This window comes from Streptomyces katrae (genome assembly GCF_000966975.1).
Taxonomy (GTDB): Bacteria; Actinomycetota; Actinomycetes; order Streptomycetales; family Streptomycetaceae; genus Streptomyces; species Streptomyces katrae.
This window is the reverse complement of sequence record NZ_JZWV01000375.1, coordinates 1-13,449: the sequence shown is the minus strand read 5'-3', so window position 1 is coordinate 13,449 and position 13,449 is coordinate 1. Positions and strand designations below refer to the sequence as shown.

General features: G+C 74.1%; 10 protein-coding genes and 1 pseudogene. 7 read left to right on the top strand and 4 right to left on the bottom strand.

Translation table 11 applies throughout. The features are described from left to right. Positions 1-134: 134 nt before the first annotated feature. Positions 135-944: an isocitrate lyase/PEP mutase family protein gene (locus VR44_RS14615; RefSeq protein ID WP_045947911.1), complete on the bottom strand. Its 810-nt coding sequence runs from the start codon at positions 942-944 to the stop codon at positions 135-137. Between the two features lie 98 nt (positions 945-1,042). Beyond that, complete coding sequence (locus tag VR44_RS14610) at positions 1,043-2,155, bottom strand: pyridoxal-phosphate dependent enzyme (protein ID WP_045947910.1); 1,113 nt, start codon at positions 2,153-2,155, stop codon at positions 1,043-1,045. 241 nt (positions 2,156-2,396) lie between these two features. Between VR44_RS14610 and VR44_RS14605 the strand changes: the two genes are divergently transcribed. The 7 genes and pseudogenes from VR44_RS14605 (at position 2,397) to VR44_RS14575 (ending at position 10,408) form a co-directional block, all read left to right on the top strand. After that, the gene (locus VR44_RS14605) at positions 2,397-3,974 is read left to right on the top strand and encodes a S8 family peptidase (protein WP_045947909.1); all 1,578 of its coding nucleotides are present in this window, start codon (positions 2,397-2,399) and stop codon (positions 3,972-3,974) included. 263 nt (positions 3,975-4,237) lie between these two features. Further along, positions 4,238-5,383, top strand: a complete 1,146-nt coding sequence (locus VR44_RS14600) for a DUF4190 domain-containing protein (RefSeq protein ID WP_045947908.1) — start codon at positions 4,238-4,240, stop codon at positions 5,381-5,383. Between the two features lie 138 nt (positions 5,384-5,521). Further along, positions 5,522-6,274 carry a GntR family transcriptional regulator gene (locus VR44_RS14595; protein ID WP_045947907.1) on the top strand — a complete coding sequence of 251 codons (753 nt, stop codon included), beginning with the start codon at positions 5,522-5,524 and terminating at the stop codon, positions 6,272-6,274. Between the two features lie 194 nt (positions 6,275-6,468). After that, on the top strand, positions 6,469-6,672 hold the full coding sequence (locus VR44_RS14590) for a hypothetical protein (RefSeq protein ID WP_045947906.1): 204 nt from the start codon (positions 6,469-6,471) through the stop codon (positions 6,670-6,672). Positions 6,673-6,705: 33 nt separating this feature from the next. After that, on the top strand, positions 6,706-7,128 hold the full coding sequence (locus tag VR44_RS14585; RefSeq protein ID WP_045947905.1) for a (deoxy)nucleoside triphosphate pyrophosphohydrolase: 423 nt from the start codon (positions 6,706-6,708) through the stop codon (positions 7,126-7,128). A gap of 154 nt (positions 7,129-7,282) precedes the next feature. Further along, positions 7,283-7,711, top strand: coding sequence for an ATP-binding protein (locus VR44_RS14580; protein ID WP_045947912.1), 429 nt, complete (start codon positions 7,283-7,285; stop codon positions 7,709-7,711). A 245-nt stretch (positions 7,712-7,956) separates the two neighbouring features. Then, positions 7,957-10,408 (top strand): annotated as a pseudogene (locus tag VR44_RS14575) (SpoIIE family protein phosphatase). Between the two features lie 54 nt (positions 10,409-10,462). On the opposite strand, the gene VR44_RS14570 reads toward VR44_RS14575, so the two are convergent. Then, positions 10,463-11,179 carry a PspA/IM30 family protein gene (locus VR44_RS14570; protein WP_045947904.1) on the bottom strand — a complete coding sequence of 239 codons (717 nt, stop codon included), beginning with the start codon at positions 11,177-11,179 and terminating at the stop codon, positions 10,463-10,465. Between the two features lie 97 nt (positions 11,180-11,276). Further along, complete coding sequence (locus tag VR44_RS14565; RefSeq protein WP_094191642.1) at positions 11,277-13,331, bottom strand: TPM domain-containing protein; 2,055 nt, start codon at positions 13,329-13,331, stop codon at positions 11,277-11,279. Between the last annotated feature and the right edge of the window lie 118 nt (positions 13,332-13,449).

Below are 13,449 nucleotides of genomic sequence, written 5' to 3'. Positions count from 1 at the left end.
GGTCAGGGCCGTCCAGACGGCCCCGCCGGTCCCGCGGCGGGGGGCGGCGGGCTCAGCGGTCTTGGGCTCTGCCGGTATCGAGGTGCTCATGGCCGGATCCTACGGACGGTGCAGCATGCACGCTTCTCGGTTTCTCAGCCCTTGAGCAGGGCGTTCAGCTCGCCGTACGGGAGGGCTCCGGCGAGGGAGCCGTAGGTGCCGCCGGCGAGCAGCTCCTCGGTGGCCCGGCGGGCGACGGCGTACGCGGCCTCCGCCACCCCGGAGCCGAGGCTGACCCTGGCCACACCGAGGGCGCCGAGTTCGGCGACGGAGGGGGCGCCGGGGCCGACGAGGACGTTCAGCGGGGCGTCGATCCCGCGGGCGAGCTCCGCGATGACGGCGGGGTCGGTGACGCCGGGCACGAACACGCCGGTGGCCCCGGCGGCCAGGTAGGCGGAGGCACGGGTGAGGGTCTCGTCGAGGCGGGTCGCGCTCTCGCCGAGGCCGAAGAGGTAGGTGTCCACGCGGGCGTTGATGTACAGCGGGACCCCGGCGGCGTCGGCGGCGGCCCGGGCCGCGGCCAGGCGCTCCGCGTGCTCGGCCGGGGCGCGGGTGCCGTCCTCGATGTTGACGCCGACCGCGCCGGCGGCCAGTACGCCGGCGACGGTCTCCCCGACCCCGGCGGCGTCGGCGGCGAAGCCGCCCTCGATGTCGGCGGTCACGGGCACGGAGACGGCGGCGGCGACCCGGGCGACCAGGTCCAGCGCCCGGTCCCGGGCGAGGGCGTCCCCGTCGGGAGCCCCGAGGGACCAGGCCACCCCGGCACTGGTCGTCGCCACGGCCGGCGCCCCGGCGGCCTCGACGATACGGGCGCTGGCCACGTCCCAGGCGTTGGCGAGGGGGAGGGGGGCGGCGGGGGTGTGCAGGGCGGTGAAGGCGGTGGCCTTTTCAAGGAGCGTGGTCATGGGGGTAGTTCAGCAGAACACGGCGGGCGGGGCTGGCGGATTTCCGACGTGGACGGTGCGGGGGTGCCGCCGAGGGAAGGCAGCCCAGCGCAGCGGGACTACGGGGCCAGGCCGGACTTGGCGCCCGCACCGCACAGGGGCAGGACCGCCGTGCGGCCCTGGAGGGGGTCGGAGGGGGCGCCGGGCCCCACCGCCGCCCAGCAGGCGGCGGCCGTCGGCTCGACGAACAGCCCCCGGCGGGCCAGCTCCCGCTGCGCCTCGCGGATCCGCGCGTCCGGGACCGTCAGGATCGTGCCGCCCGACTTCCGGACCGCCGCCAGGATCTGCCGGCCCCGCGGCGGCGCCGGGATCGCGATGCCCTCCGCGAGCGTCGGCCGAGACGGCACCGGCTCCGCCTCCTCCGCCCCCGCCGCGAAGGCCGCCGCCAGCGGCGACACCGCCTCCGCCTGCACCCCGACCAGCGCCGGCGCCCGTACCCCCCGCCGGCCCAGCTCCGCCACCGCCAGCGCCGCGCCCAGCAGCAGCGTGCCGTTGCCGACGGGGACGACGAGCACCTCGGGGAGCCGGCCGCCCAGGGCCTCCCAGATCTCGTACACGTAGGTCTTCGTGCCGTGCAGGAACCAGGGATTGAAGACGTGGCTCGCGTAGAAGACCCCCGGCTCGTCCGCCACCGCCCCGGCGGCCCGCGCCGCGGCCTCCCGGCCGCCCGGCACGAGCCGTACCTCCGCCCCGTACGCCCGCATCTGCGCGGTCTTCTTCTCCGAGGTGCCCTCGGGCACGAAAACTTCACAACTCAGCCCGGCCCGCGCGCAGTACGCCGCGACGGAGGCCCCCGCGTTCCCGCTGCTGTCCGCGACCACCCGCGCCGGGCCCAGCCGCCGGGCCAGCTCGGCGAGCATCACCGCGCCCCGGTCCTTGAAGGACAGCGTCGGCATCAGGAAGTCGAGCTTGGCGTGAATCCGGTCGCCGAGCGGCAGCATCGGGGTGTGTCCCTCGGACAGGGTGACCGAGAACGCCCCCGGCAGGGGCAGCGCGGGCGCGTACCGCCACAGCGAGTGCGGGCCCGCCGCCGGCTCCAGGGGGATGGCCGGATCGGGCGTGAAGTCGAGGTCCCACGGGCCGCCGCAGACCGGACAGCACCAGGGAGCGGTCCGGACATCCGCGCGCGTGCCGTCCTCGGAGCAGAGGTAGTCAGGAAGTGCGTGCGTCATGTGCGGAGCACCTTTGCTCGTTCATGGCTGTCGTATGGCACGGATGTTACGCATCCGTGGGGCTCTTGTGGGATGACGCACGGGTGGGTCAACCTTTTTGGAACGGCGGCCCGTTGAGCGCGATTCATTGTCATGTCCATGGCAATCGAACTGTGCGCACGGACCTGAGCGAGCACCCCCGCACACCCGCCGCCGGCCAGTACCCCCACGCAGCGCACCGCCCACGAGGAGGACCCCTCACATGTCCGTGATGCGTCACACCCGCCGGAAGACCGCCGGCATCGCGACCGCCGTCGTGGCCCTCGCGCTCGGCGCGGCCGCCGCCTTACCCGCCTCGGCCGCCTCCGCCGCCGACGGCGGCCCGCAGGGCGTCATCGAGAACGCGGGCGTCGCCGGGGCCGTCCCCGGCAGCTACATCGTCACGCTGAAGGACTCCGCCGCCCGCTCCACCGCCGACAGCGGGAAGGCCGTCGCCAAGCGGTACGGCGCGCGGATCGACCGCACCTACAGCGCCGCCCTCAACGGCTACTCCGTCGCGGTCTCCGAGGCGCAGGCGAAGAAGCTCGCGGCCGACCCGGCCGTCGCTTCGGTCGTGCAGAACCGCACCTTCACCGTCGACGCCACCCAGCCCAGCCCGCCGTCCTGGGGCCTGGACCGCATCGACCAGCGCGCCCTCCCCCTCGACCAGAGCTACACCTACCCCGACAAGGCGGGGGAGGGGGTGACGGCGTACATCATCGACACCGGCGTCCGCATCACCCACCAGGACCTGGCCGGCCGCGCCTCCTACGGCTACGACGCCATCGACAACGACAACACCGCCCAGGACGGCCACGGCCACGGCACGCACGTCGCCGGCACCGTCGCGGGCAGCAGCTACGGCGTCGCAAAGAAGGCGAAGATCGTCGGCGTCCGCGTGCTCGACAACAACGGCTCCGGCACCACCGCCCAGGTGGTCGCGGGCATCGACTGGGTGACCCGCAACGCCGTGAAGCCCGCCGTGGCCAACATGTCGCTCGGCGGCGGCGCCGACTCCGCGCTCGACACCGCCGTGCGCAACTCCATCGCCTCCGGCATCACGTACGGCGTCGCGGCCGGCAACGAGTCCACCGACGCCTCCACCAAGTCCCCGGCCCGCGTGGCCGAGGCCATCACCGTCGGCGCCACCACCAACACCGACGCCAAGGCGAGCTACTCCAACTACGGCTCGGTCCTGGACGTCTTCGCGCCGGGCTCCTCCATCACCTCCTCGTGGGGCACGGGCGACACCGCGACGAACACCATCTCCGGCACCTCGATGGCCACCCCGCACGTCGTGGGCGCCGCGGCCCTGTACCTCTCGCAGAACCCCTCGGCCACCCCGGCGCAGGTCCGCGACGGACTGGTCGCGGCGGCCACCCCGAACGTGGTGACGGGCCCCGGCACCGGTTCCCCCAACCGGCTGCTGAACGTGGGCGCCGGCACCACCCCGCCGAGCGGTCCGCGCTTCGAGAACACCGCCGACTACGCGATCAACGACAACGCGACGGTCGAGTCCCCGATCACCGTCAGCGGGGTCTCCGGCAACGCCCCGGCGACGCTGGGCGTGTCGGTGGACATCAAGCACACCTACATCGGTGACCTGAAGGTCGACCTGGTCGCCCCCGACGGCACCCTCTACAACCTGCACAACCGCACCGGCGGCAGCGCGGACGACATCGTCAAGACCGTCACGGTCAACGCCTCCTCCGAGGTGGCCAACGGGGTCTGGAAGCTGCGCGTGAACGACAACGCGGCCGCCGACACGGGAAAGATCGACTCCTGGGCGCTGCAGTTCTGACCGCGGTCCCGGCCGGGGCTCCGACCGGAGTCCCGGCCCGGCCCGGTCCAAGAGCCGTACCGCCGGGACGGATTGCGCGCCGAGCGGCGCGTGGCGGACCGTGCCGGCCGTACGTGCCAACGCGGGGGCGACCGATCACCGGGTCGCCCGCGATCACCGGGTCGCCCGCTGCGTACTATTTCGGGCAGCCGTTCGCGCAGCCGCTCGCGCGAGGCCGTCCGCGCGCAGCCGTTCCGAGCCCCCGTGATGGAGCACCTCACCCGGTGAGCACCCCGCCCCCGCAACCGCCCCGCCCCGTCGGCCCCGGTCACTCCTGGCCGCCGCCGTCGCCGCAGCCGGGGTGGGGGCCGCCGCCAGGGCCGGCGGGTGCGCCCGCGCTCAACGGCTTCGCCCTCGCCTCCCTGCTGGTCGGGCTGCTCTGCTTCCCGCCGCTCGGGGTGGTCTTCGGCCTGGTCGCGCTGGTGCAGATCGGGCGCAGGCAGGAGCGGGGCAGGGCCCTCGCCGTCGTCGGCCTGGTGGTCTCCCTGGTGACGACGGCCGTGATGCTGTACGGCCTGGTGAGCTGGACCCGGCCCTTCCTGGAGCGGCTGGGCTCGCGGCCGGTGCCCGAGCGGGTCGAGGGGCAGCTGACCGACATGGGCCGGCTGCGGACCGGCGACTGCTTCAACGTCCCCGGCGGGGACCTCCTGGACGAGACGCCCTTCACCTACCGGACCGACTGCGCGCAGGTCCACGACGCCGAGGTGACCGCCGCCACGGTGCTCGGCCCGGGCCCCTTCCCCGGTGCCTCCAAGCTCAAGGACAGTGCCACGGACGCCTGCTGGAAGGCGCAGGACGCGTACGCGATGGACACCTGGGCGCTCCCCGACTACGTGGAGATGTACTACTTCGCCCCCACGCGCGAGGCCTGGCGCGCGGGCGACCGCCGGCTGATCTGCGTGATCGGCACCTCGGGGCACGACCACAGGGGGAGCCTGCGCAAGGACGCGGGGATGCTGACGCCCGAACAGGTCTCCCTCCTGACCGCCCTCAACGCGGCGGACGGGGCGCTGGGGCGCGCCCCCGAGCGGGAGCTGGACGAGGCGCTGCCCGAGTACCGGTCGTGGGCGCGGGAGGTGGACGGCGCGCTGGGTGCGGAGGAGCGGATGCTGCGGGACGCGGCCGCCGCGCATCCGGAGGCGGGGGCCCGGCTCAAGGAGCTGGCGGCGGCGCGCACGCAGTGGCAGCGGGCGGCCGGGGCGGTGCGGCCGTCCGATTTCCGGCAGGCCTGGGACGCGGCGGAGGGTGCGCTGACGACCGGTACGGAGCAGGCGCTGCGGGGCGCGTACGGATTGTCGACGCGGGTTCCCGAGTGGATCGAGGAGAACCAGGGAGGATCGGGCCGGGGTCCCTCGTCGGACTCGGCCTGAGGGCCTTGGAGGTAACGCCCGGTAACGGGTTTGAGTGACCAGGCTTCATCACATCGGGTGAAACTTTGGCCCGCACTTGCACAGGTCAACAGTCGGTTGCCAGGGTGTAGCTGTCTGTCAACCTGATGGGAGTGGCCCGTGACTTTCGGTGAGCAGCCGGCCTATCTGCGCGTCGCCGGGGATCTGCGGCGGAAGATCGTCGACGGGTCCCTGCCCCCGCACGCCCGGCTCCCTTCCCAGGCCCGGATCCGCGAGGAGTACGGGGTGTCCGACACCGTCGCGCTGGAGGCGCGCAAGGTCCTGATGGCGGAGGGTCTGGTCGAGGGCCGCTCCGGGTCGGGCACGTACGTGCGCGCACAGCCCGTCCCGCGCCGCGTCGCCCGTACCGGCTACCGCTCGGGCGGGGCGTCGACGCCGTTCCGGCAGGAGCAGGCGGAGTCGGGGGTGCACGGGACGTGGGAATCCAGCAGCGAGCAGGCGGCGGCGCCGGCGGACATCGCCAAGCGGCTGGGCATCGAGCCGGGTGACCGCGTGATGCGCACCCGGTACGTCTTCCGTGACGCGGGCGAGGCGATGATGCTGTCCACCTCGTGGGAGCCGCTGTCCGTGACCGGCCGGACCCCGGTGATGCTGCCGGAGGAGGGGCCGCTGGGCGGCTCGGGGGTGGTCGACCGGATGGCCGCGATCGACGTGGTCGTGGACAACGTGGTCGAGGAGGTCGGGGCGCGGCCGGGCCTGGCGGAGGAGAACATGACGCTCGGCGGGGTGCCGGGGCACGTGGTGCTGGTGGTGACGCGGACGTACTACGCGTCCGGGCGGGCCGTGGAGACGGCTGATGTGGTCGTCCCGGCCGACCGGTACCGGCTCTCCTACCACCTGCCCGTGCGCTGACCACGCCTTCCAGGGCGCCGCCGGGGCTCGTTCCGCGAGCCCCGGCGGCGCTTTCGCACGCCTGGCCGGATGCGTACGCCCCCCAGGTATCTCTTCGTGAAAACACGTATCCGCTCAGTGAAGGTCGGGCGTAAGCTCGGGCATATGCGCAATGCGGTTTCCTGGGCAGGAACATCGGCGGAGGGTGGAGCGCGATGAACGACAGCGGTGCCCTGCTTCCATGGCTGGTCATACGTCAGGACGACAACGGCAACCGCTACCGGGTGGGCCGGTACGCCACCCGGGCCGAGGCCCAGAAGGTCGTCGACGTCTTCGAGGACCGGGGGCACGAGCAGCTCTACTGGGTCGAGCGGATCGGGCAGGCGGACGGCAGCCCGGCCGCCACGAGCAGGAATTGAAGGCCCCCTCAGGGCCTGGCATAGGCTCCGTCCATGACTGTACGCGTGGTCGTGGGCGGAGCCCTCTGTCGTGACGGGCGCCTGCTGGCCGCCCGTCGCAGCGCACCCCCGGAGCTCGCCGGCCGCTGGGAGCTGCCCGGCGGGAAGGCCGAGCCGGGCGAGACCGTCCCCGAGGCGCTGGTGCGCGAGCTGCGCGAGGAGCTCGGCGTCGAGACCGAGGCGCTGGAGCGGATCCCGGGGGAGTGGCCGCTGAAGCCCGGCCTCGTCCTGCACGTGTGGACCGCCCGCCTGCTCTCCGGCGAGCCCGCCCCGCTGGAGGACCACGACGAGCTGCGCTGGCTCGCACCGCACGAGCTGGACTCCGTGGACTGGCTCGACCAGGACCGGCCCTTCGTCGCCGAAGCGGGCCGCAGGCTCGCCTGCCAGGGAGCGGGCGGGGCGCACCGGGGCGCATGACGCTTCCGTTCTAGGCCGTCCGCGCCACAGTGCGCCGGTGGGTGGGGGATCGGGTGGTACGGCGCCCCAAATATCGGGTATGTCGCTATTAGTCCCTATCTCGTCCCCCATTCGTCCCCGACGAACCTGACTGGGGTCGCTGGTGGCCCGGGAAGTGATCGGCGTGATCGACACAGACGGTGAATGTGCCGAGTGGGCCTTCCCCGCCGAGCCCGGTGCCGTCCGCACCGCCCGCCACGCCGTGCGCGGCGCCCTCCGCACCTGGGGCCTGGACGCCGTCGGAGATGTGACCGTCCTGCTGGTCAGTGAGCTGGTCACCAACTCCCTGCGCTACGCCTCCGGTCCCATCGGCGTCCGTCTGGAGCGGCGCAATCCCGCCGTTCCGGGCCTCACCGGCGGCCCGGCCCTCCTCGTGGAGGTCTCCGATCCGCTTCCGGATCCACCCCGCGAGAAGGTGGCGGAGCCCGATGACGAAGGCGGCCGCGGACTCCACCTCGTCGCCGTCTCCGCGCGACGCTGGGGGACCCGGCACGGGAAGTCGGGGAAAACCGTGTGGTTCGAGTTGGCTCTTCCTGGTGAGTAACAAGGAGAAGGGCGAGAAGGGCGGCAGGGGGTCTCCCGGAGCGCGTCAGGGATGACCGCCGGACGTGGCCGGAAAACAACGGGACCCTTTTGTGATCGTGAACGCCGTGCCGTACGGGGCCGTGGTGCTGAATACTTCGGTCATGGCCGGTCCGGTTGCGGTGAGCTGGAGGGGACGGTCGCGTGAGCGAGATACCTGCGCAGGCACATCAGACCCGAGTGCCCGGGGAGTCGTGGCACGACTCCTTGTGGCACAGCAGTCCGCCTGGCTCGATATACGACTACATAAAGGTCGCGTCGTTCTCGATCGGCCCGGACGGGCTGGTCGACCAGTGGAGCCTGCGCGCCGAGGAACTGTTCGGACTTCCCGCAGCCCAGGTCGTAGGACGTGATCCGGTCGACGCCTTCGTGCCGCCCGAACTGCGCGACGGCGGGCACCGCAAGGTCGCGGAGATCCTCGACGGCAAGGAATGGACCGGCCTGGTCCCCTTCCGCATCCCCGGAGGCAACGGCGCGCACGGCGTGGCCGAGATCTACGTGATGCCCACCCAGACCGAGACCGGCGAGCGGGCAGCGCTCTGCGTCGTGGTCGACGTACGCGCACTGCGCCGCATCGAATCCGACCTCGCCGCCTCGCAGGCCATATTCGGCCAATCTCCCTTCGGCTTCCTCCTCTTCGGCACCGACCTCACCGTGCAGCGCGCCAATCGCCGCTTCGCGACCGTGTTCGGCGGCGCCGTCGAGGAACACCGCGGCCGCACCGTGCACGACTACCTGCCCCCGCACGAGGCCGACCGCATGGCCGCCGCCCTGCGCCGCGTACTGGAGACCGGCGAGTCCGTCACCGACCTGCGGATCACCGGCACGGCCCCCGGCAGCCGCGACAACCGCCACTGGTCCATCAACCTCTACCGGGTCCACGACGGCACCGGCCGCCCCATCGGCATCGCCGGTCTCGGCACCGACGTCACCCGGCGCCACCTCGCCGCCCGCGAGGCCGCCGGCGTCCGCCGCAACCTCGCACTCCTCAACGAGGCCGGACACCGCATCGGCAGCTCCCTCGACCTGGAGACCACCGCCCGCGAACTCCTCGACGTCACCGTCCCCGGCTTCTGCGACCTGGCCGCCGTCGACCTCTACGAAGGCCTCCTCCGCCGTCTCCGACGCCCCGCTGTCGGGCCCCGGCGCACTGGTCTCCGTGGGCGAGACCCACCGCTACCCGGCCGCCTCCCCCGGAGCCGTCGCCCTGCGCACCGCCCGGACCCGGCTCATCGAGGGCGGCGGATCCGACGACCGCGTCCAGTCCACCCTGATCGTCCCGATGGTCGCCCACGACACCGTCGTCGGCCTCGCCCAGTTCTCCCGCACCAAGGGCAGCGAACCCTTCGGTGAACGGGACCGCGCCGTCGCCGTCGAACTCGCCGCCCGCGCCGCCGTCTGCATCGACAACGCCCGCCTCTACCGACGCGAACACGAACGCGCCCTGATCCTCCAGCGCAGCCTCCTGCCCCCCGGCGACCCCGAAGCCGCCGGCCTCGACATCGCCTGCCGCTACCTCCCCGGCAACGCCGCCACCGAGGTCGGCGGCGACTGGTTCGACGTCATCGAACTGCCCGGACACCGCACCGCCCTCGTCGTCGGCGACGTCATGGGCCGCGGCCTGCGCGCCGCCGTCGCCATGGGCGAACTGCGCACCGCCGTACGCACCCTCGCCCTGCTCGACCTCGAACCCGCCGAGGTCCTCACCGCCCTCGACGAGGTCGCCCGCGGCCTCGGCGCACCCGGCGGCGCCCAGCAGGCCTCCCGCTCCGCCCTGCACTCCCGCGACGCCGACCGCTCCGAGGTCTACCTCGCCACCTGCGTCTACGCCGTCTACGACCCGGTCACCCGGCGCTGCACCATCGCCAACGCCGGCCACATGCCGCCCGTCCTCGTCGAACCCGCCGAGGACGGCAACGACCCCCGCCCCGGCCTCCTGCTGGAGATCCCCACCGGCATGCCGCTCGGCGTGGGCGGCGAACCCTTCGAGGAGGTCGAGGTGGAACTCCCCGAGGGAGCCCTCCTCGCCCTCTACACCGACGGCCTCGTCGAATCCCGCGACCACCCCCTGGAGGAGGGGCTGCGCGGACTGCGCAGCGCCGTCGCCGACCCGGCCCGCCCCCTGGAGGAGGTCTGCGACCAGGTCCTGAACACCCTCCACACCCGGCACGGCGAGGACGACATCGCCCTGCTGATGGCCCGGGTCCAGGGGCTCCCCGTGGAAGCCGTCGGCGACTGGCAGCTCCCCCGCGAGGCCCGCTCGGTGGGCCGGGCCCGCGAACTGGCCCGGGCCAAGCTGCCCGCCTGGGGCCTGGAGCAGCTGCTCGACACCACGGAACTGCTGGTCAGCGAGCTCGTCACCAACGCCCTGCGGTACGGGGAGGGGGAGATCCGGCTCCGGCTGCTGCTCGACCGGACCCTGGTGTGCGAGGTCTGGGACGCCAACCTCGCCCAGCCCCGCCGCCGCCGCGCCCGCGACACCGACGAGGGCGGCCGCGGCCTCCAGCTGGTCGGCCTGCTCTCGGCGGGCTGGGGCACCCGGCGCACCCACCGGGGCAAGACGGTCTGGTTCGAGCTCCCGCTCCCCATGCCCGGCGCCGCCCCGGACGAGACGGGCGCCGAACTCTCGGCGGAGCAACTGCTGAGCATGTACGGGTGAGGGGGCCGTCCGGGGCGCGCAGGACGCCCCGGCCTCGTGGACGGCCGGGCGGGTTCAGGCCGTGCCGGCCTTGAGGGCGGCCAGGCGGGCCTCGATCTCCGAGGCCCGTCCCAGCTCCTCCAACGACTCGAACTGCGCGTCCAGCGAGGACGCCGCCAGCTCCTGCCGCCCCAGGGCCATGGCCTCCTCGCGCCGCACCTTCTCCTCGAAGCGGTGCAGATCGCTCGTCGGATCCAGCACGTCGACGTCCTTCACGGCATCCAGCATCGAGTTCTGCGCCTGCGCCGTCCGCGCCCGCGCCACCAGCTCGTCCCGCTTGGCCTGGAGCTCCGTCAGCTTGTCCTTCATCGAGGCCAGCCCCGCCTTGAGCCTGCCGACGACCTCCGTCTGGGCGGCGATCACCGGCGCGGCCACCCCCGCCTCCTTCTCCGACTGCATCTGCCGGCCCAGGGCCACCTTCGCCAGGCCGTCGAACCGGTCCGCCTCCGCCGCCGACCCCGCCGCCCGCAGCCCGTCCGCCTTCCGGCTCGCCGCGAGGGCCTTCGCACCCCACTCGGCGGCCGCGTCCACGTCCTCCTGGTGGTCGGCCTCCAGCATCCGCAGGTTGCCGATGGTGGTGGCCACGGCCTGCTCGGCCTCCGAGATGTTGTTCGCGTAGTCGCGGATCAGCTGGTCGAGCATCTTCTGCGGGTCCTCCGCCTGGTCCAGCAGCGCGTTGATGTTGGCCTTCGCGAGCTGGGTGACACGGCCGAGGATGGTCTGCTTGCTCATGGGCGGGGTCCCTCCAGGGGGTGCTGTGGCCCGGTGCGGGCGGGGTGGAGTGGTGCACCGTGCGGAAGTGGGGTGCCGTTCAGGAGTGGTGTGCCGTTCAGAAGCGGCCGCCGCCGCCCATGCGGCCGCGGGTGCTCTCGCCGCCGAAGGAGCCCGGGCCGCTGCCGCTGCTGCCGCCGCCTCCTCCGCCGAAGCCCCCGCCGCCGAAGCCCCCGAAGCCGCCCCGGCCGCCGCCGCGGAGGAGTTCGCCGAGGATGATCCCGCCGAGCACCGCCCCGCCCCGGCCGCCACCGGCCCGCTGTCCCGCGTACGGGTTCCGGTACGCCCGTACGTCCTGCTCCGCCAGCCCCTGCGCCTCCCGCGCCAGGGAGTCCGCCCGCTGCGCCTCCGCCAGGGCGCCCGCGGGGTCCGGTTCCGCCAGGGACACCGACCGCTCCAGGTGCCGCTGCGCCTCCGCCAGCCGGGTGCGGGCCTCGCTGCCCACGGCTCCGCGGCTGGTGGTGACGTAGTCCGTCGCCGCGCCGATCGCGCTGCGGGCCGACCACTGGGCCCGGTCCAGCAGGGCCGCCGCCCGCCGCAGCCCCGACTCCTGCTCCCGCGCCCCCGCCAGGGCCTCGTCGAGGGCCGTGTCGGCTTCCTCGACCCGGCGCAGCGCGTCGATCGGGTCGTACCTGCCCGCCGCCTCCTCCCGGCGTACGTCGGCCAGTACGGACTCCGCCCTGGCGATCCGGCCCCGCAGGTCCGCCGTGGAGGAGCCCGCCGAGGTGCCGGTCAGCAGGCCGCGCGCGTCGGCGAGGTCCGTCTCCGTCTCGGTGAGGGCCCCCGGCAGCTTCCCGACGGCCTCCGCCAGCTCCTGCGCACGCCGCTCCACCGCGTCCACCAGCGTCGCCGCCTGGTCCACCGCCCCCTCGGCCGCCCGCACGTGCACCGCCGCCCGGCCGCTGTCCCCGCCGTCCAGCGCCGCCCGCGCCTCACCGAGACTGGTCGTCGCGAACAGCAGCCGGTCCTTCGCCTGTTCGGCGTGGGAGGCCACCGGCGCGGACGCCGAGTCCGCGTACCGGCCGGCCAAGGCCGTCAGGGTGGCCTCGGCCGTGGTCGTCCGGCCGGTCAGTGCCCGGAAGTGGGCCTCCACCGTCGCCAGCGCCTGCGGGGCGTTCTTCTCCAGGTCCCGCAGCCGGTCGAAGGCCGCCGACTCGGCGTCCAGCCGCCGGTTCGCCTCCGCGCAACGGGCCAGGATCTCCTCCAGCATCCGGCGGCGGGTGGCGTCGTCCTCGGGGTAGGCGTCGTCCAGCTGCTGGCGCAGCCGGAAGGCCTGGGTCAGCTCGCCCTTGGCGTACGCCACCGCCGCGGTGAAGGAGGCCACCGCCTCGTCACCGAACTGGGCGGCGGCGAAGCCGAGTTCCTCGGTGCTGGTGCGCACCGCGTCGTCGGTCTCCACGAGGAGGGTCCGGGCCCGGGCGTCCACCTCCGCGAGCGGGGCCGGCTCCGCCCGCCGCCCGTCCCAGCCGGGGTGCGCGGTCGCCGTCCCCCGTCCCCCGGCCCCGCCGCCGCGCCTGCGGCGGCTCAACGCGTACGCCCCCAGCGCCCCGGCCGCGCCGACGGCGACCACCGGGAGCACGTAGTCCCCGACCCCGCTCTCCCCCTTCGCCGCGCCGCCGCCGGGGTTGGCCGGACCGGGGGTGATGGCGGGCGCGGGGACGGCCCGGCCGCCGAGCACCGCGTCGTAGCCGTTCGCCGCGCCGATCGCGGCGCCCGCCCAGTCGTTCTGCCGCAGGGCGGGCTCGATGGCGGTACGGGCCACGTCGGTGAGCTGGGCCTCGGTGAAACCGGAGTCCACGTCGGCCGAATAGGCGTACTGGCGCGCACCGGTGGCCACCGCCAGCAGCAGGTCGTCCGGCCCGAAGCCGTTCTTCTGCGCGGTGGCGTCGGCCCAGCTCTGGGGGGAGCGGCCGGAGAAGTCGTGCACGTAGGTGACGAAGAGCTGGATCCGCCGCTTGGAGTAGAGCCGCTCCAGGGCGGCGCCGACGGCGGCCCGCCGCTCCCCGAGGGCCCCCACCCGGTCGGTGATCTGCCCCTGCTCCAGCGTCACGGGATCCTCGGCCCGAGCCCCCGGCGCAGCCCCTACCCCCACCCACCCGAAGCCCACCAGCAGCACGGCGACGAGCCGCAGCACGCAGCGGCCTCGCGCCCGGATCCGGATCCTCGAGGGGTGCACACCTGGGAGCGTATGGCCGCTTCAGGGACCCCGCACCCGGAAGGGGGCCCGGGGC